The sequence below is a fragment of the Ruminococcus albus 7 = DSM 20455 genome, from assembly GCF_000179635.2.
In the GTDB taxonomy this organism is placed as follows: domain Bacteria; phylum Bacillota; class Clostridia; order Oscillospirales; family Ruminococcaceae; genus Hominimerdicola; species Hominimerdicola alba.
On sequence record NC_014824.1, the window covers coordinates 175,153 to 193,006 of the forward strand.

16 protein-coding genes and 1 pseudogene are annotated in these 17,854 nt (G+C 37.7%); 11 read left to right on the forward strand and 6 right to left on the reverse strand.

Annotated features, from left to right (window positions below):
* Nucleotides 1-182: 182 nt before the first annotated feature.
* Genes RUMAL_RS17530 through RUMAL_RS17540 form a run of 3 tightly spaced genes read right to left on the reverse strand, consistent with a single transcriptional unit; the run spans nucleotide 183 to nucleotide 3,188 of the window.
* The gene (locus RUMAL_RS17530) at nucleotides 183-1,022 is read right to left on the reverse strand and encodes a hypothetical protein (RefSeq protein WP_013483435.1); all 840 of its coding nucleotides are present in this window, start codon (nucleotides 1,020-1,022) and stop codon (nucleotides 183-185) included.
* Nucleotides 1,023-1,032: 10 nt separating this feature from the next.
* Complete coding sequence (locus tag RUMAL_RS17535) at nucleotides 1,033-1,500, reverse strand: Mov34/MPN/PAD-1 family protein (protein WP_013483436.1); 468 nt, start codon at nucleotides 1,498-1,500, stop codon at nucleotides 1,033-1,035.
* On the reverse strand, nucleotides 1,476-3,188 hold the full coding sequence (locus RUMAL_RS17540; RefSeq protein ID WP_013483437.1) for a ThiF family adenylyltransferase: 1,713 nt from the start codon (nucleotides 3,186-3,188) through the stop codon (nucleotides 1,476-1,478). Before RUMAL_RS17540 ends, RUMAL_RS17535 begins: the two co-directional genes overlap by 25 nt.
* 214 nt (nucleotides 3,189-3,402) lie before the next feature.
* On the opposite strand from RUMAL_RS17540, the pseudogene brxL reads away from it, so the two are divergent.
* The 3 genes and pseudogenes from brxL to RUMAL_RS22185 all read left to right on the forward strand — a co-directional run.
* Nucleotides 3,403-4,728 (forward strand): annotated as a pseudogene (brxL, locus tag RUMAL_RS17545) (protease Lon-related BREX system protein BrxL); the annotation flags it as partial.
* Nucleotides 4,729-4,756: 28 nt separating this feature from the next.
* Nucleotides 4,757-6,055 carry a hypothetical protein gene (locus RUMAL_RS17550; RefSeq protein ID WP_013483438.1) on the forward strand — a complete coding sequence of 433 codons (1,299 nt, stop codon included), beginning with the start codon at nucleotides 4,757-4,759 and terminating at the stop codon, nucleotides 6,053-6,055.
* Nucleotides 6,056-6,141: 86 nt separating this feature from the next.
* Complete coding sequence (locus RUMAL_RS22185; RefSeq protein WP_013483439.1) at nucleotides 6,142-6,315, forward strand: hypothetical protein; 174 nt, start codon at nucleotides 6,142-6,144, stop codon at nucleotides 6,313-6,315.
* 21 nt (nucleotides 6,316-6,336) lie between these two features.
* Here RUMAL_RS22185 and RUMAL_RS17555 read toward each other — a convergent pair whose 3' ends face one another.
* A complete protein-coding gene (locus RUMAL_RS17555; protein WP_013483440.1) occupies nucleotides 6,337-9,051 on the reverse strand; it encodes a protein kinase domain-containing protein in 2,715 nt (904 codons plus the stop codon).
* 56 nt (nucleotides 9,052-9,107) lie between these two features.
* On the reverse strand, nucleotides 9,108-10,265 hold the full coding sequence (locus tag RUMAL_RS17560; protein WP_013483441.1) for a hypothetical protein: 1,158 nt from the start codon (nucleotides 10,263-10,265) through the stop codon (nucleotides 9,108-9,110).
* Nucleotides 10,266-10,620: 355 nt separating this feature from the next.
* On the opposite strand from RUMAL_RS17560, the gene RUMAL_RS17565 reads away from it, so the two are divergent.
* From RUMAL_RS17565 to RUMAL_RS17605, 8 genes are all read left to right on the forward strand, one after another.
* A complete protein-coding gene (locus RUMAL_RS17565; protein ID WP_013483442.1) occupies nucleotides 10,621-10,851 on the forward strand; it encodes a type II toxin-antitoxin system Phd/YefM family antitoxin in 231 nt (76 codons plus the stop codon).
* Complete coding sequence (locus tag RUMAL_RS17570) at nucleotides 10,835-11,398, forward strand: type II toxin-antitoxin system VapC family toxin (RefSeq protein WP_013483443.1); 564 nt, start codon at nucleotides 10,835-10,837, stop codon at nucleotides 11,396-11,398. The genes RUMAL_RS17565 and RUMAL_RS17570 overlap by 17 nt, the downstream gene beginning before the upstream one ends.
* Nucleotides 11,399-11,981: 583 nt before the next feature.
* On the forward strand, nucleotides 11,982-12,164 hold the full coding sequence (locus tag RUMAL_RS17580) for a hypothetical protein (RefSeq protein ID WP_028504376.1): 183 nt from the start codon (nucleotides 11,982-11,984) through the stop codon (nucleotides 12,162-12,164).
* Between the two features lie 56 nt (nucleotides 12,165-12,220).
* Nucleotides 12,221-12,766: a TMEM175 family protein gene (locus RUMAL_RS17585; protein ID WP_013483446.1), complete on the forward strand. Its 546-nt coding sequence runs from the start codon at nucleotides 12,221-12,223 to the stop codon at nucleotides 12,764-12,766.
* Between the two features lie 297 nt (nucleotides 12,767-13,063).
* Nucleotides 13,064-14,245, forward strand: a complete 1,182-nt coding sequence (locus tag RUMAL_RS17590) for an ATP-binding protein (RefSeq protein WP_013483447.1) — start codon at nucleotides 13,064-13,066, stop codon at nucleotides 14,243-14,245.
* Nucleotides 14,246-14,513: 268 nt separating this feature from the next.
* Nucleotides 14,514-15,140: a LexA family protein gene (locus RUMAL_RS21015; RefSeq protein WP_013483448.1), complete on the forward strand. Its 627-nt coding sequence runs from the start codon at nucleotides 14,514-14,516 to the stop codon at nucleotides 15,138-15,140.
* A 244-nt stretch (nucleotides 15,141-15,384) separates the two neighbouring features.
* Complete coding sequence (locus RUMAL_RS17600; protein ID WP_013483449.1) at nucleotides 15,385-16,158, forward strand: ParA family protein; 774 nt, start codon at nucleotides 15,385-15,387, stop codon at nucleotides 16,156-16,158.
* A 21-nt stretch (nucleotides 16,159-16,179) separates the two neighbouring features.
* Nucleotides 16,180-17,112, forward strand: a complete 933-nt coding sequence (locus tag RUMAL_RS17605) for a ParB/RepB/Spo0J family partition protein (RefSeq protein WP_013483450.1) — start codon at nucleotides 16,180-16,182, stop codon at nucleotides 17,110-17,112.
* Nucleotides 17,113-17,295: 183 nt separating this feature from the next.
* On the opposite strand, the gene RUMAL_RS17610 is transcribed toward RUMAL_RS17605, so the two are convergent.
* Nucleotides 17,296-17,538: a hypothetical protein gene (locus tag RUMAL_RS17610; RefSeq protein WP_013483451.1), complete on the reverse strand. Its 243-nt coding sequence runs from the start codon at nucleotides 17,536-17,538 to the stop codon at nucleotides 17,296-17,298.
* Between the last annotated feature and the right edge of the window lie 316 nt (nucleotides 17,539-17,854).

The following is a 17,854-nucleotide window of genomic DNA, read 5'->3' on the forward strand; positions in this document are numbered from 1 at the left end:
ATCATGACATGCCCCTTGAAATCTGTATTTACTGTTTTGCAGACTCGGAATTACAGACGATTAATTTATCAAATCCAAAACATTAACAGCGGAGTCGTTCAAAGTGCCTCCGCTGTTTTGTGTTTTCTGTTTATTTATGGTAGTGACTCTGCGAACAGTGTAATGTAAGATGATTACTTATTTCAGTAAATCTTTCTTCCTTTTGCCTCGAATGCTCTATTTCCAGTTCTTCTTTGCTGAAAAACATAGAGCCTTTTTATATTTCCTCTATCACCAATGACAAAAACTCGCCTTATAATATTTACTGTATGCATAGGATTTGTAGTAGCGAAAACATTGATAGTTATATCTTGTGGTAGTTTTCTTACTTCGTTTATAATATTTTTTATGAAATCTTGATTGAAATATCTACCAAAATCATTTCCGTCATTTCTACTTATTTTAATAGTAGGTAGATTCTTTTTAGTTGTTGGTATTTGATTATTTGAAATAGGGTATGTATCTTCAAGGATTATATTTACTTCACGAATATTTGCAACAATCCTTTTTTTGTCAATTTTAATAGTCTTGTTCTCTTCGATCGGATAGTCGCTTTCGATTAAAGGAAATTGATTAAAAACTGAGCGGGAAACTAATTTGAATTGCATGAAAATCGGAACTAATATCAAGTTGCATTTTTCTATGTTTAAAAACTTAGCACAAAACAGATACCATATAAATGGATAGTTGTGATAGCAATTCGCTCGATTTGCCATTTTTTCTTTATCGTGATTGTATTTTCTTATGGCAATTAACGCGGCTATAAACATTGCAATTGAAATGAAAAAACTTCCTTTTTCAATTGTAAGATAATATATTGCATTTTCAGGAGTTGGATGGTCTTCTTCACTCAAATATTTTTGAAAGATACTTTTAATATCTATGAAATAAGGGAGGCAACAAACTATAATCAATACTATTATTTCTGCAATTTGCAAACAATTATCTTTAATGAAATTAAAAATTTTATTTAGTTTTTTCACAATAGACTCCTTATAACTGAACCTCTGTTTTGATTTCGATTATATCTTTTCCATTTGTGTACCAGCATCGAATCTCTTCCATTCCTACAATAATAAAGAATGATATATCGTAGTTCCTCTGTTCCTTTGCTTTTTTCTTCCAACTGTTTTTATCAATCCATGAAGGAGAAGGACATTTTTCTCTATGTGAATGCCATTCTCCTAAATAGCTTTTAACACTCTCTGATTTTTCCCAGAGATCATCCATGATAGACTGATGAGCGGGATCTTTTCTTACGAAGCGGAACTTTGCCTGAATATCGTTTTTTTGAGGCCATGTAATATCAGTAACAACATAGGTGTTTTCTGTAGCATCATAATATCCGACAATAATACCGCCATATTCGACTGAAAAGCTATTTGTGCATTGGAATGATTTAAGAGATTTATAAACCTCTGGCGATATCTTTACCTTTATTGTTGATGCTTCATTTTGCACACCGGACACACCTCGATTGGTTCAAATGATTTTTGTACTATACCGTTATACTTGGAAGAGGAGATACAGGCTTTATAATAATCTGATACAGCAAATCCATTGTTTTCAAGAGTTATTGAGTTGCCATACCATGATAAGAGAGTGCTTGTATTAGTTTCTCCTTTTAAAACGGATATACATAGTCTACTCGTTAGCAAGGCGGTTTGCTGGGTATCAAGTGAAGAATACTCAACATATGTTCCTGCACAACCAGATATAGTTTTTGAAAAGTTCTGACCCTCTTTAACAAAACTCGTACTGAAAGAAATTAGTTCACCAGAGAGTATATCTGAATATAGACATCGTAAACAGCCGCCTTGTGTTACGTTTACAGCTATTGCGTGACCTCCGATACCATAAGGCTCATTAAAGCATACGACAAAAGGAACAGATATTTTTTGCTCTATTAGCAGTTTATTTATTTCAAGGTTTATAGTCGGTTCGCCAAGTGCAGAAACAATCAAGTCATAATTTTTCAACCGTTCTGGCGTTTTTAATAGTTCCCGAACATCACGATTGACACAATTCATAGGATCAATTTCAGCGAATGGATAATGATCTTCAAGGTAATTAGACATAAGATCTGCTTTATTTTTTTCTTTTAGGGCATCGCTGAAACCGAGAATATGTCTGTGAACATTTTCTACATATAGAATATCTTTATCAAGTATATCGATACAGCATAATCCAGACTGACAAAGATTAGCGGCGACGTATCCACCAACTGAGCCACATCCAAGCAATAAAACACGCTTATCTTTTAAATTTGACGGGGTTCCTGTTTTAAGTGTCATATATTCATAATCAATCATTTTAATTGAAAGGGGTTTTACTTTGCTATCATTTACTTTTTCGAGAATTTTATAAGAATTTCCTTTCCGGTTTATACTGAAACCGACAGGAATGTCTCTTTTCATACCTGGAATCATTAAAATGATAAATATACGGAAAGTCTTATACTTGTTTTTTAGTATTTTTTTGAACTTAGCTTTTTGACTTGATGTAGTGTTTTGAAGAATAAACAGCCTTAACCATTTCCATGTATATACGTCTTTTATAGGAATGGAAACGAATTTACTTAGTTTTATAAAATACGTTTTGATAATGTAAGGACTGTCTGTTCTTTCATTAAAGTAGCTGTCAAGAATTGATAATGACAGTTCCTTATTGTCCGATAAAACAATCTTATGATTTATGCATACAGAGTCAAGCAGCTCAAAAGAATTAAAAGTATACTTTGGAGTAACCATGTGCAATTGCAACAGGCTACGTTCTCCCCAGTAAGCATTGAATTCTTTTAGTATTTCTGATGTGTATTGTGTACTACCAGGCTCGATACTTAGTATTTCTACTGCACGATCGAAAGCATCGAGCAGAATAATATACGGATCAACAGAATTTATCAGTAAAGATGAGTTTTCAAACAAACAAAGCTTATTATCTTTATCAACGTGGGGATAAAACCTCTTACTGTTTTCAAGATAGAAGAAAGGAAATTCCATGGGAAAGTGATTGTTGAAGCTTATTCTTAGTTCAAGACTCTCGGTTCCAATTGATACTTTCCCGTGAAATTCATCCGTAGTTTCTGGTACGTGAGAAAATCTTACATTTCTATCTCGATTAAGCTGTTCAATGTAATTCTCTATCATAAAATCAAGCGGATTCAGATGTTCCTACATAACTGCGGTCTGCTTTGATTGGAAAGTCGTTCCCAAAAATTTGAGCCAACACTTTACAAGCTTCAGATTTTTTATCGGTATTCTCAACTTCTGTTAGCTTTGATTTCATAGTGGTTAATTTGCTATGGAAATCATCTTGCTGATTCTCAGTCATCTTACTGAAGAGATTGTTTTTTGGTTCAACAGGAAGATTTTGACTAACTCTATTCTGGTTTCCGGCGGACAGACCACTGTTGCTAACTTGTTTTACAACATGGGAAGACGACAGGTTGGTCTTGTAGGACTTTGGGATGTAGTTGCTTTTGACGAAGTAGCTGGCATCAATTTCAAAGATAAAGACGGCGTTCAGATCATGAAGGACTACATGGCTTCCGGTTCATTTGCAAGAGGTAAGGATGCTATTCAGGCTAATGCTTCAATGGTGTTCGTAGGTAATATCAATCAGAGCGTGGATTATCTTTTGAAGACTTCACATCTGTTTGAACCGTTTCCTGATGCAATGATAGACAGCGCATTCTTTGACAGAATGCATTGCTATATTCCGGGATGGGAAATTCCTAAGATGCGTCCGGAGTATTTCACAGATAATTACGGATTCATTTCTGATTATCTTGCAGAGTTTATGCGTGAAATGAGAAAGGTTCCGGAAACAGATGCCTTTGATAAATTCTTCAAACTCGGCAGATGTCTGAATCAGAGAGATACTATCGCTGTAAGAAAGATGGTATCTGGTCTGACAAAGCTTATCTACCCTGATGAAAAGTATACCGAAGAAGACATGGAAGAGATTCTGAGATATGCTATCGAAGGACGTAGAAGGGTTAAAGAGCAGCTGAAGAAAATCGGCGGTATGGAGTTCTATGATGTACAGTTCTCGTTTATCCGTAATTCAAATATGGAAGAGGTAAACGTTCCAGTTCTCGAACAGGGCGGCGGCAAACTGATTCCTGAAGGAACGGGAAAAGCAGGACATGTATATACCGTTGCTAACGGAACCAACGGCATGATGGGACTGTTCAAGTTTGAGAGCACTATGACAAACGGCAGTGGCAAATTCGATGTTACTGGTATGCAGAGTGCCAAGGAAACAAAAGAATCCGTAAAAACAGCTCAAAACTACTTTAAAGCTAATGCTAAACATATCAGTGCTTCCATATCTACTGACAGCAGGGATTATCTGATGCACATTCAGGATTGTCAGGGAGTAGGTCTTGACAGCAATATTTCGCTTCCTGCATTGGTTGCATATTGCAGTGTGGCTATTGACAAGCCTATTCTGCCTCAGTTATGCGTACTCGGCTCTATGAGTATAGGCGGAACTATAAACCCTGTAGAAGAGCTTGCATCAACACTCCAGGTTGCTTTTGATGCTGGTGCAAAGAGAATTCTAATCCCGATGAGCAGCGCAGCAGATATACCAACCGTACCGGCAGAGCTGTTTGCAAAGTTCCAGATTTCGTTCTACAGTAGTCCGGAGGATGCGGTTATTAAGGCGTTAGGAATTGAGTAATGAAATATTAAGAAGGTTATACTGTATAATGAAAATTAAATTTTCGGTAGACGGAATAAAGAACATGGATTTGCTGTATACCTGGCACAAAGAAATGGATGAAACACTAGGATTTGATGTGTCAACAGAGAATTACCATGGGACAGAATACTGTCAAACTGTAATCAAAGATATTGTTGAAGAGTTACAAGATATTGTAGAAGACACCTATATCGGACAACTAGAAAGAATTGCCAACGAAACATTTGAGTTAAAAACTGAGAAATCCACATACCAAGTTTCCTTCGCTATAAACACTTATAACAAAGAAGAGGCGAGGGTCGAATGTATAATTTTTACTGATGATTGTGAGAATTATGATAAGAATCTTGAAAAACTAAAGATTATACTGAAAAATAGATTGATTTTAGATTGGCGTAAATGCACATGGCTTGTAGACGAACAATCGGAATATCTTTGCAGAGAAGCTTTTCAAAAAACGTATCATGTTGAAAATAATCTGCGTGCTTTTGCTAGCAAAGTACTTATTCATTTCTTAGGAGTAAACTGGATTGAAACGTGGGATGCATTGGATGAAATGTATCGTGAACAAGAAGAGGCAAAAGCTGATGAAGAAGATTATTACAGAGATAGACTAGCTTCTGAAACAGGAATGGACATTCTTGATGATGAAAATATTATAGAGTGGTTTGATGAAGTAATTAATGATTTATATGATTCCATCTATCAGCATTATCATTTAGAGACAGGGTTTGAGATTTCAGATCTTTCATTACCTTCTATGGACAACTTGGCTTTTTCTGTACAATGTATGGTTGTTGAAGATGGAACAGCCGTTGTAGAAGTTATCACTGATTATTCGATTGATTCTTCTCTTGGAGGAACAAGTATATGTACTCTTATATGTAAAAATAATAATAAAGAAGTATTTACTGCAGAAATTAGATTCCACAATGGAAATGGTTTTGAAAATGAAGAATGTTTGATGGAAGTTATCGAAAATACAGAGTATGATGATTCTGAAATAGAAGAATTCAAAGAGAAGTTGATAGATGCAATTAATAAGCTTAACCCATATCCCGCTATCCTAAAACAATTGGAATATGAATCAAAGGGTTGTGATTCATTTGTTGCAGACTTTCCTTGCGAGCAATGTGATAAACTTGGAGTTTCATTAAACGAAAGATTTCTGACAATTGGGCGCTGTTACTTTTGTGGTTATGAGCACGAATTAGATACATGTATTCGTTGTGGCGAGTTATTTAATGCAAATGAACTTGAAGACGGTTTTTGCTCGAATTGTGCTGATTATATTGAGAAACAGTAAGGCCTTTTGAATAACAACTTTTCCTTGACGGTTTTTATCTGCTGTAGTATAATATTGGAAGTGCACAATTTCAGGAGGTTACTACGATGTTAGATGCAATTACAGTCGGTGAAAAGATCAGAATGACTAAGAGCATTACCAGCGCTTATCCGATAGATTCAACGGCAACGATATTTTACATAGACGATTTTGATGTAGTTTCTATCGAATGGGCTGACGGAAAGCTGGAGCGTAAATATAACAAATACAAAAGCGGATAGACTGCCATAAAAGGTAGTGCATTATAGCTGATTTCGTTTGTCAGGCGATACCTCCCGGCAAACGCCTTGTTCCTTGTATGTTTCGTTGATACGGTCTATTTCGGTGATCAGCTCACGGCATCTTGCTGTATCCTGAATTTCCATGTAGATGTCAAGCAGAATGTTGAGCAGCTCTGCTTGCTTGTCGATGTACGGTATCATGTCGGGATACTTCTTGCAAATCTCCACAGCTTCTTCTATCTTATCGGCAGCCGAACGGAAGTCATTGTGATAGAAGAAACAGTTTGCTGTCGGGATATGGATAATGTCTATTATCTCCAATTCTGTCTGGAACACCTGTCTTGCGATCTCCTCAGCCTGTTCCGTCAGCTCTCGTGTTTCCTCAAGATCAGGCTTAGCAAGCGTATAGTACCAAGCTGCCACCATATTATAATAGCAGTGATTATCGCTTATCTCAGGCTCATTATCCTCAATAAGCTCATATACTTTGTCGAGCAGTTCAGCGGCTTCATCGTAATAGTCGGGAACGCTCCTTATCAGTATACTTGCTAAATCAAGATAATATCCCGTGAGATACTTCCACTTGCGTTTATCAGTCTCTTGCTCCATTTCGGATATAGCATTATCAGCCGAGTCTATCAGCTTTTCGAGTAAATCGGCTTCCTCATCATTTTCGGGATAGTAAGCACCGCCAAGCAGAGTATCATAATAACAGCCGAGCATATCAAAATACATACCTCTGATGATATGATGGTTGTGCATACTTGTGTAACTATCGGCAGAACGCAGTATTTCTTTGATCTGTGCGGCATTCGCCATACCAACGTATATGTCGATCATCTGCTTATGATACTCCATGACAGTCACCTTTTCCCCGAACCATTGCCAGCAGCGGACAGTTTCCGCTATAACGGGGTGCAGACGTACTCTGTTATCTTCGTAAAGCCAACCTTGTTCAGACAAATCGGCTATCGTTTCAGCCTTAATATCGGGGAAAAACTTGTATATCAGGCTAGTTTCCAGACCTCTCACGTTCAGTAAAGCAAGTATCTTCAGCGTGAGTCTTGCTTCTTTGCTGACAGCACTTGCATCGAACAGAACATAGATAATATCTTCTAACGTATCGTAAACTTCCTCACCGTCCTTTATATTGCCGACTTTTTCCTCTGAGAACTGAGAAAATCCGTTCTCACGGATCAGGTCAAGAGCCGTGTGGATATCGAGCCTGCCTACTGCTATCTGCCTCGCTATAAGCTCCAAAACAAGCGTATGCCCCTGAACAAGCGTGATGATCTCTTCAAAACAGATCCGTTCTTCCTTTGTGAGCTGCCGTTCAAGGTTCAGAGCAACAAGCCTGAAAAGCTCTGAAGTATCAGCTATGGCATTTACTTCGAAAACAGCAAAACTGTTTTTCGGAGGGTTTTGCCTTGTTGCGATAATGGTTTCATATCCGCAGTTGATGATACGGCTCAGGTCTTTGGTGAGCTTGTCCGTATAGTTGTCAAGCACAAACAAAACGCGCTTATCACCGCAGATACGCTTGAAAGCTTTTAGCTTACGGGCAAAATAGTCCTCCAAAGCTTCACCGTCCTGATGTGACACCGTACTGATCTGTAACTGCATATCATCACAGAATGTATGCTGAATATCTCCGTCATATTCAAGATAAGCTATAACATCGTACTCTGTGCGTTTTCTTGTGATATAGTTCTTGATAAGCGTTGTCTTGCCGATACCGCCGATACCCGTCACATACAGCACAGGATTGGCTTGCAGGCTCTCTACTATCTTCCTGATTTCTGCATCTCTGCCCACAAACTCAGGAGATACAGACGGAAGTATCGGAATAATGTAATCCTTTTGGTTCAGTACTTCCACAAGCTCACCGAGGAGCTTTGTGACCTCATCCATGTTTTTGAAGCGGTTTACCGCAGAGGAACGTATCGTATTTCTAAAAATTCGGGTAAAAAGTGACTGAATATCGGGACGCTCCGTGTATTTTTGATACTCACGCTTGCAATCCTTAAATGGGAATCTGGAAAAGCCCCTATGCTCCGTATCATTGGAGTGTCTGCCAAAAAGAAGATAAAAGACTATTTCTCCGACGGTATAGATGTCCGCAGCCGTGCTTATACGTGCGGTCGAATAGGGATTGAGCTGTTCTGGGGCGGCCCAGTCTCTTGTGTAGGAAAACAGCGTATTACAGCCATTATTCACATCACGGATACTGTCAAAGTCGATGAACTCCACAAGCTGTGTTATAGTATCATCAGGAGCATTTTGCAGGATAAAGATGTTCTCGGGTTTCAGGTCAAGGCAGAGAAAGCCTGACTTGTGATAATAGCCCACAGTTTTTGAAATTGTCTCGCAAATTGCCATATACTGCGGTAAAGTGAGTGAATCGAGCTTATCGAGAGTCGTGCCGTTATAGCAGGCAACGTCGATATAAGCCGTACCGTTGGCTTCAAAAACGTGGCTCACCGGCGGAGTCTGATTGATTAGAACAGACTTCTGCCGTACTAAATTCTGCATCTTGCCCGAAGTTATGAAACGTGCCTTTCCAACCTCGAAATCGTCAGCGTTATGTGGAGCGTATTCTTTCAGGATACATTTAGTCACAAGCTCGCCGTGACTGCACTCAGCAAGGTAAGCTATCGTATTGGCACCTCTGCCGAGCTGTTCTATGACCGTGTACTGTCTGCCGTCAGCGTTAAAGGTGTAGCCATTGTTAAGCATAGCACCGACCTCCTTTCACCTATATTATACACTTATCGAAAGACGGAATATAAAAATCAATTCCGTTCGTTCAGAAGATGAAGTGTAAGGATCGGATCATGTGAGTTAGCGCAGTATAGGAGCAAACAGTCGAATGGGTGCCGAACATAGAGCTGTGCAAATCCGCAGGAGATCAACGTATCATTCAACTCTTCGAAAAAATCCATCAGGCGTTTATTGATTTCATACTTGTCAGGTTCATATCCGTCTTTTCTATCCTCGGCTTCAGCGGCCCTATAGTAATTATATAGCTTAAGAAGCATCATTGTTTTACGAAGCACTTCATAAGAGATTTTATTGCCGTTTATTATCTTACCAAGATTAACATCGTTTGGAAGTGATTCGGTAAAATGTTTTGGAAGGTTTATATCGTTATGTCCCTTTTCACGACTTTGATATCGATAACCCAATAATGCATCTATCGTCAAACTATTAAGTCTATTGGGAGAGATTATGTCAGCTAAATCGTCTTCAATTATCCTGGATTTTAATACGTCGATTTCTTTGTTGATTATTGAACGTGCAAGCTGAAACTGCTGCTCATTATCATAGCAATGCTCCGAGAGATAGCGCAGGAACTTCTCATCATCGTCAATATCAAATATCATAGCAGCAATTTGAGACGTTGAGGTATGTGCATTTTCCTGAGAAACAAATCCTTTTGATCTCTCAAGCAATTCGGTCACTACTGAATATGGCTTGTGGTGATAAAGGCAATACAGGAAAACAGCATCGATTTTTGCTTTGATAATAAACGGCAACGAGAGGAAATGCTTCTGAAAGAAAAAAAACGTCTGCTGAAAATCCATCTCAAGGGCATAGCACAAATCATATTTGTTTTTACGGTTAGTGACACCCGGCGTAGTTCCTTTTATCCATTCCTTCACAGTCCGAGGACAGGAAAAACCTAAAAGCTCATCATATCTGCGTTTGATCTCCGCGAGCATACGTTCATTGTCCTCAGCGGTACAAGGCACACCAAGCTGTGTCAGTCTGGCAGATACCCCCTCAAGGAATATAGGACGCGCTTCAAGCTTCATTGCACGTTCGATACCCGCAGCCACATCTTCAGCACTTTCAGGATTGATAGGATCATCGAAACAGGTTTCATCGTAAATAATTTCAGTATATTCATTACGAGGAAGTTCAGGGATATGTTCTTTTTTGGTGCTCATTCTATATGCCTCACTTTCGATATGATATAAAATTGGTTGGTCTGTTTTTTCAGAAAACTCCAATTACATTTTACTTTTAAATATTATAACACATATCTAACACTTTGTGAGAACTTTTTTAGAAATAAAACAACCAAAAATTGCAACATTTTATTATGCAAAACGAACAATCCCCGGATTGAAAATCGCATTAAGAATTACTCGCTACTGATAAATTAACCGCAATTCAGATAGTAGTTTTTTGGGACGGTCATCAGGAAGCTGAAAAGCGTGAAAATATAGCATTTTCGTTGATTGGGTTGATTTTTCAACAAAAAAGTGGTATAATGAACGAGAAAGAAACGGAGGAAAACATATGATGATAGCGACTGCCACAGATATGCAGCTTAATTTCAGTAAGTATCTTCAAGCTGTTCAGCAGGGGGATGAGGTTATAATCCTAAAAAATGGAAAAGAAGTTGCAAGACTTATCCCCTATGATGCCAGCATTTCTTTCCTCACTGATTCGCTTATGGGAATCCTGCAGAATGATTATGAGGACAAGGCTATTCATGCAGAAAGGACAGATCATGAAGATCTTAGTTGATACGGGAACAATTCTTGACGTGCTTTGTAAGCGACCCGAGCATTTCGATGTTTCTTCTAAAATCTGGAAATGCTGTGAGATTGGTCTGACCGAAGGGTACATTTCTGCATTATCTGTTCCCGGCATCGAATATATTCTCCGTAATGAATTCGATAATATAAAAGCGGCGCAGATAATAAAACAGATAACATTTATCTTTAAAGTAATAGAGCTAAAACCTTCCGATCTGAGAGACGCCTCTGAAATGTATTATTCCGACCTTGAAAATGCTGTTCAGATGTGTCAGGCTAAAAGAATGAAACTGGATCTTATTGTAGCAAAAAAGCCTGTATATTTCAGGGACAGTAAGATTCCGGCATTAAAGCCTGCGGAAATATTAGAAGAAATTAAAGGATATAGTTTACAGGACGAAACAAAAGCGTCAAGTTCTCCTTATCACTATGGAGCAGCAAGTATAACATCATCCAAAACCTACTCAATAGATGAAATGCAGTTGAGTTTTGATGACTACCTTAATGGAAACGTAGAAGAGTATAATTGCGGATAAAGGAAGAAACATGAAGATATTATCAAATTCAGAATGGGCCGTACAATGCGATATGTTGAGTTCGTATAGTAAAGTAAAATAGTAGATAAACTTGTTGAAGAAAAGAAAGAACACCTTGATACGATCCAAACATATAAAAAGGTATGTGAGTTATTGGCTGCTCACAAAAATTACAGGCTTTATACTATTACTAATATAAAGAACCAAAAAGTGAAACTTCTGAAAGCGATCGTGATACAATGGTAATATTGGTAGACAGACGCAAAGAAGTTTCAAGTGATTCTTTGCGAAGTTATCCCCTGAATTTGAATACGCTGATAAACAACGGCGGAGAAATTGAATTGTATGCCATCAATTCTGATATGTATCATAGTATCAAGCATGAAACTGAACTTCGGATAAAAAGCAATGTTCCTTACATAGAAGCTTCAATCGATTATTCTGTAGAGGAAACAACAGTTAGAATCGACGAATTTCATAGCAGAGTTTCTTTTTATGATTACAGAGGGAAAGGATACGGTTCCCTCTTATTAGATAGTATGGTTTTTTTCTTAAAGATGAAGAAAAGAAAAAAAATCCGTCTATGCCTATAAGGTTCATCGGTATGCTTTCCTACGTAGATATAGATGAAGAAAAGGATATCGAAATCAGGAACGGTTTCTATGAAAGAAAAGGATTTAAGCTGAAGAACATGAGCAAAGACGGCAAGGATGGAAAAATAGAAGCAATGCTTGAAGATATTAAGACAAAATCAAGGAATAAATAAAAGTTACATATTATAATATATAACGGCTGTGAAAACAGAGATAGGAGGTTTCAGCTATGGAGAAAAACAGACTTGAAGCGTTTAGCGATGGAGTGCTGGCAATCATTATTACTATCATGGTTCTGGAATTAAAACAGCCTGCGGGTGACAAGCTCAGCGATCTTTTTGATCTTGCGCCAACACTGCTTGCGTATCTGCTCAGCTTTGTGTTTGTGGCGATCTACTGGGTAAATCATCACATCATTTTTCACGATGTTAAGACTGTAAATTATCCGATACTCTGGTGCAATATCGCATGGATGTTCGTTATGTCATTCATTCCATTCACAACCGCCTGGATAGGTGCGCACCCAACTGCTTTTGCTCCCGTATCATTGTACTTTCTGGATATGCTGCTGGCTTGCCTGACGATCCACCTTCTGATATATCTCATCGCCCGTGAAAACGGAACTGCAAAGGACTTCAAGCTTGGTCCGCGCAACATTATCAGCATTGTTACCTATACATTAGCGTCATGCCTCGGCGGATTCTGCCCGAAAGTGGCATATATCATCGTGGCTGCAGTATCAGCGTGGTGGATATTCCCGGAAAGAAACAGATGAAAAAGCATTTTTCTCTCACTAAATTATTGTCGAATAAGAATACCCCCGCATACCGGTGATGCGGGAATTACTCATTTCTCTACGCTGATCGTCACGACCAATTTGATAAAGACATTGATTATATACTCACACTACTCAAAATCACAGTATTTCGCCGCAAAACATTCAATCGAAAAAGTCGAAGTTAAAACTTCAGATACGTTCTCGAACGATTGCCAAAGTTTTTTTAGTATACTTAAAAAACTATTGACTAAAAGGATATTTTTGTGGTATACTAAAAACTAAGGAGATGATACAATGGTTCTGCGCAATCAATATCTTGACAGGCTGATTCGCTTGAGAGACAAAGAAATCATTAAGGTTGTTACCGGCGTTCGAAGATGCGGAAAGTCAACGCTTCTGAAACAATTTGAACGATATCTTCTGGAAAACGGAGTCGTTGAGGAACAAATTATTTCAATCAATTTTGAGGACATCTCATTCGATTATTTATTGGAATACCATGCATTGCATCAATATATAACGGAAAGGCTACTTGATGACAGAAAAACATACATTTTCTTAGATGAAATTCAAGCAGTTTCAGACTTCCAGAAAGCTGTGGACTCACTGTTCCTAAAAGACAATGTGGATATCTATATCACTGGTTCCAATGCACATATGTTATCAGGTGAACTTGCAACACTTTTATCCGGAAGATATGTGGAAGTACCGATGCTGCCACTATCATTCTCAGAGTATGCAGAATTGGTTGGCGGAGACGTCAGAAGTGCTTGGAAAAAATACTTCACAAGCGGAGGCTTTCCGTATGCTTCACAGATAGAAGATGAAGAAATTCGCCGAGATTATCTTTACGGAATCTATCACACTGTTTTATTGAAGGACGTAGCTGCAAGGAGAAGGATCAATGACATTGAACTTCTGGAAAGCATTGTCAAATTCCTGTTTGATAATGTTGGTAATATAGTTTCCTCTAAAAAAATTGCAGATAGTTTAACCTCATTCGGTCGAAAAACAACATCCCTGACCGTCGAAAACTATGTCACCGCGTTGTGTGAAGCTTTTATCCTATATAAAGTAGGAAGATACGATGTACAAGGGAAGCAGCATTTAAAATCTCTTGAAAAATACTACATTGTTGATGTCGGACTTCGCAATCTGCTTATTGGCAACCGAAATCGGGATATTGGTCACATTCTTGAAAACATCGTTTATCTCGAACTGACCAGAAAAGGATATCACGTCAGTGTTGGTAAGCTCGGAGAGCTGGAGATAGATTTTGTTGCAGAAAAAGACGGCGAAAAAGCCTACTTTCAAGTGGCAGCAACAGTTTTGAGTGAAGAAACCTTTGCAAGAGAGATCGCTCCATTGAAGAGGATCCATGATAATTACCCCAAATACATCGTCACAATGGACGAAATCCCGATGGATGAGGATGGGATCAAGGTTATTAATGTGGTGGATTTCCTTACAAAATAGGCACTCACACAATGATATATAGTAATGAGAAACAAGATAATAATACTAGAAAAGCAAGCGATACCACACGGAGAATGTCAGGACAAGATAATATTAGGTGTTTTTCGCTGTGTGTCACGCGTGACACATAATAAAATTCCTATCTGTTTAGTAAAGAGGACGTGAATTTAGGCTGTCTATCTTGTCTACAATTACAAGATTACTTTACACTTAGTTAATTATTGTTGACATAACCGACGACATGTGATATTATAAATAGGGGGTGATAGTGACGGAAACCATAGGAAAGCGAATAAAGGAAGCCAGAATAAAAAAAGGGCTGTCGCAAACAGAATTAGCAGGAAAACTTGGCTATAAATCACGATCATCAATAAACAAGATCGAGACGGGCGGAAGAGATATTCCAAAAAGTCAAGTAGTTAAAATAGCTGAAATTCTGGATCTGACACCATCTTATCTCATGGGTTGGGAAAATTCCCCTGCACATAACATCCTCTCCCGAGAGAAAATCCACATGATACCCGTTTATAATAGTATAGATGCAGGCTTCAAAACGTATGACAGCAGTGATATTTCCGGACATCTCCCGTTATATATAGAAAATGACAGCGATGTGAAAAACACTATTTGCGTTACTGTAAGAGAACAATCTATGAGTCCGAAGATCGAGGACGGCGATACAATAGTCGTCCACAGGCAAAACCACGTTGATAACGGCAAGATAGCAATTGTCATGATTGGCGAGAATACGATAGTAAAGCGCGTGGACTTTAACCGCGACCGTCTGATACTGACCTCGTATAATCCCGAATACCCGCCAATGATCATTGAAGGTTCCGAGCTTACAAACGTTAAGGTTGTGGGGCTCGTGCAGCAAATCATAAAAATTATATAAAAATTTTGGTACGTAAAAAATGGTTATGTGTCAAAAATCAAAAGGGCATTTATACTCAGTAAAGACAAATGCCCGGTCTATTATCCATGTGTCACGCGTGACACATAAAAAAAATAACTATATATAATTTTTTATTTTTTGAAAAATCTGCTATAATAATTATAACAGGTCATTTCAATAATAAGAAAGAATGATCTTTAATTATACATGTGTCACGCGTGACACAGAAAGGATGTATTATATCATGGCTATTACCATTTCTATCTGCAACGAAAAAGGTGGAGTCGGAAAGACTACAACTACCATAAATCTTGCCGGAGGACTTGCCAGCCTTGGCAAGAAAGTTCTGGTTATTGATCTCGATCAGCAGCAGAATACAAGTTTAACGCTGGGACATATAAAAGACGGCAAAATTACCATAGCCGAACTTATATATAATTCTGTGGCAGGAATTGAGACTGACCACGCTTCAGCTATAAGGCATAATGAAACTGGTATTGACTACATACCGGCTTCTGATATGCTTACAAACATTACATCAATAATGTCAAATGATCCGGATTATAACTATGTTATTAAAAAATTGCTTTCAAATGACATATATAAACAGTATGATTATATACTTATAGACTGCCGTACATTGCTTGATCTTCTCGTGTCAAATGCAATGAATGCAAGTGATTACGTAATTATACCCGTAGAAAGCGGAATATATGCCTATATGGGTCTGGATAAGATGCTTGATAAGGTATCTTCGATCAATAATAGCACAAATAAGAAGCTCAAAGTGCTTGGTATTCTCCTGAATAAAACGCAGCGAACAAATGTCAGCACATCCCTTGCAGAATCAATTCGCGAGGAATATACAAATATAACGTTTAAGACTGTTATACCATTTTGCCCTGCTCAGACAGAACAGGCTGTGTTTAATAAAAAATCGAATGTATTCGATAAAAAATCCACCCTCGGAAAGACTTTCCTTAAGCTTACAAAAGAAGTCATTGAAAAAATAAAATGATTCGGATGAGGAGAACATAAAATGGCTAAAATTGATTTTAAAGCAATGAAAAATGCTCAAAAAGCTGTCGAAGATAAAGTCGAAGATAATATACCCGAGGGACTCGAAAAAAGCTACACAGATTTATGGAGCGGAGGCAAGGAAACAGTAATACAAGTCGATATTTCCAGGCTGGTTCCTTACTCAGATGAAAACGGAAACGAACAACCATTCAAGATCAACCAGAAAAGAGTTGAACAAATAGCAGAAAGTGCTAAAGATATTGGTATTGTCAGCCCCCTGACTGTTATCAGTAAGGGAGATATATATCAAATAATTTCCGGACATCACAGACTTGAAGCAGCTAAGCTTATCGGTCAGCTGAAGGTTCCATGTATAGTTAAGAACTATACTGAGGATATTGTTTATAAAGCCGTGTCTGAAAGCAATATCCAGAGAGATAAAACATACCCGAGCGAATACGCAAAGATCTTTTCAAAGTATTTCAAAATGAGAGACGATGAAGACTTGACAGCAGAAGAGATAGCAAAAAAGTTCGGCGTTTCAAGAAAAACTATATACAGGTATATAAATGTCGAAAAGCTGATACCTGAACTTCAGTATCTCGTGGATGACGAGATAATAAAGTTCAACGCGGTTGAATACATCAAGGGATTTTCTGAGGATGTTCAGAGAGAACTGTATAATGTTCTTTCAGAAAACAAGCTCTCTCTGACGAGAGTAACTGCTATAAAACTCAGAGATTATATAAACGAGCTTGCAGATGAAATTACAGCTGATGAGATCCTGGAAATGATGACTGTTCCGGACAAGCCAAAGTCAAAAGGTCCCTATAAAAACAAGGTTTACTGTTCTATTTCTGAAAAATACGGGATAAAAATGACGGAAAACGAACTTGATGAACTCACTGAAAAGCTTCTTGAGCAATATTTCAGTAAGAAAAAGAAAAAATAGCCATAAGGCTGTTTCTTCATAAATAATACGCTCTTTACCCAAAAGCAAGACCATGTAGAAATTTTTTCATACATGGTCTTGTTTTTATGTCCAAAAACAACCAATTTAGTGAAGTCATACTACGGCATCGATAAACTATCCGTAAAAATAAAAAAGGCAAGCTGCAAACTTGCCTTTTGAATTTCACTTCTTTTTCTTTATAGTATAAATTGCATATATGATACCTATGATAATGATTAATGGCAAAAGAACTCTTATAATCATCGAAAGCGTAAATACCAGAAGCTTTAAAATTGACGCAGCCGCAAGCACCATGAAGATTGCTGACACTACCTTAACGGCTTTACTTTTGCTTGCTGCAAAAAAGAAAAGTGCAACAAGAAATACGCCTATTAATACAGGAACACTAAATATAATCGTTAACATGATTATTTTCCTCCTTATCTTTTTATTGCCATTTCTCTTCTAATTTTCTACATTATATCACAAAAAAACGATAAAAGTCAATACGCAGAAAATGAGTTTACTGAAAACTTCGTTACCAGTATCTTAGTAAAATAAGGAAAAACAACTAAAAGAACGTTTCTTTTAGCTAATACACTCTTTACCTCACAAAAAAGCTTGACAAATAGAAAAACTTGACGTATAATATATAGTGGGATAGTTTATAGTTATTCTATTAAGTAAAAACACACCGTTCAATACATTCAGTACAGCCAGTGAAGCATTGCTCAATGTGAAG

What these genes read in the sequence shown, in the direction of transcription:
- RUMAL_RS17540 (WP_013483437.1), bottom strand. Translation starts at nt 3,188, where the DNA reads ATGATAGAGAATTACATTGAACAGCTTAATCGAGATAGAAATGTAAGA.
- RUMAL_RS17550 (WP_013483438.1), top strand. Translation starts at nt 4,757, where the DNA reads ATGAAAATTAAATTTTCGGTAGACGGAATAAAGAACATGGATTTGCTG.
- RUMAL_RS22185 (WP_013483439.1), top strand. Translation starts at nt 6,142, where the DNA reads ATGTTAGATGCAATTACAGTCGGTGAAAAGATCAGAATGACTAAGAGC.
- RUMAL_RS17555 (WP_013483440.1), bottom strand. Translation starts at nt 9,051, where the DNA reads ATGCTTAACAATGGCTACACCTTTAACGCTGACGGCAGACAGTACACG.
- RUMAL_RS17560 (WP_013483441.1), bottom strand. Translation starts at nt 10,265, where the DNA reads ATGAGCACCAAAAAAGAACATATCCCTGAACTTCCTCGTAATGAATAT.
- RUMAL_RS17565 (WP_013483442.1), top strand. Translation starts at nt 10,621, where the DNA reads ATGATGATAGCGACTGCCACAGATATGCAGCTTAATTTCAGTAAGTAT.
- RUMAL_RS17570 (WP_013483443.1), top strand. Translation starts at nt 10,835, where the DNA reads ATGAAGATCTTAGTTGATACGGGAACAATTCTTGACGTGCTTTGTAAG.
- RUMAL_RS17580 (WP_028504376.1), top strand. Translation starts at nt 11,982, where the DNA reads ATGCCTATAAGGTTCATCGGTATGCTTTCCTACGTAGATATAGATGAA.
- RUMAL_RS17585 (WP_013483446.1), top strand. Translation starts at nt 12,221, where the DNA reads ATGGAGAAAAACAGACTTGAAGCGTTTAGCGATGGAGTGCTGGCAATC.
- RUMAL_RS17590 (WP_013483447.1), top strand. Translation starts at nt 13,064, where the DNA reads ATGGTTCTGCGCAATCAATATCTTGACAGGCTGATTCGCTTGAGAGAC.
- RUMAL_RS17600 (WP_013483449.1), top strand. Translation starts at nt 15,385, where the DNA reads ATGGCTATTACCATTTCTATCTGCAACGAAAAAGGTGGAGTCGGAAAG.
- RUMAL_RS17605 (WP_013483450.1), top strand. Translation starts at nt 16,180, where the DNA reads ATGGCTAAAATTGATTTTAAAGCAATGAAAAATGCTCAAAAAGCTGTC.
- RUMAL_RS17610 (WP_013483451.1), bottom strand. Translation starts at nt 17,538, where the DNA reads ATGTTAACGATTATATTTAGTGTTCCTGTATTAATAGGCGTATTTCTT.